This is a genomic window from Stenotrophomonas maltophilia group sp. RNC7 (genome assembly GCF_030910085.1).
GTDB lineage: Bacteria > Pseudomonadota > Gammaproteobacteria > Xanthomonadales > Xanthomonadaceae > Stenotrophomonas > Stenotrophomonas sepilia.
The window spans coordinates 1-404 of the sequence record NZ_JAVFVN010000616.1; the positions used below are offsets into that span (position 1 = coordinate 1).

The window sequence follows — 404 nt, forward strand, 5'->3', positions numbered from 1 at the left end:
ATTCTTTTAGCTACAGATTTAATATGTTCTCTTATTTTATTTTTTACTTGTTTAGAATTTGCTGTATCTGTTAAATAAAAGACGCCATATTCTAACAATTCAGCATCAGTATACGTGCTTCTTACAACATAACTTGATACTTCTTCATTAGAGATCTTAAACTGCTTTTTTGTATCTTCTTGTGAAAGTGTATGTAAGTTAACACTACTAGTATCCTTTTCTATTGTGGAAGCAAAATTACTGATTTTTGATTCGGGATCCTCACTACAACTGGTTAAAAGAAACCCGGTTAATAAAAACAATAAAATTTTCTTTCTCATAGTGACCTCCAATACGTGGTGTTAGTATTGTTTTATAAAAAACTCAGTCTCCTTACACTTTTTGATAGTTTTTGTTATCCAATT

1 protein-coding gene is annotated in these 404 nt (G+C 29.2%); it reads right to left on the reverse strand.

Annotated elements, in window-relative coordinates:
- Positions 1–320 (reverse strand): hypothetical protein (locus RCF13_RS11760; RefSeq protein WP_308141208.1); only part of this gene is annotated, 320 nt, incomplete at its 3' end.
- Positions 321–404 lie beyond the last annotated feature (84 nt).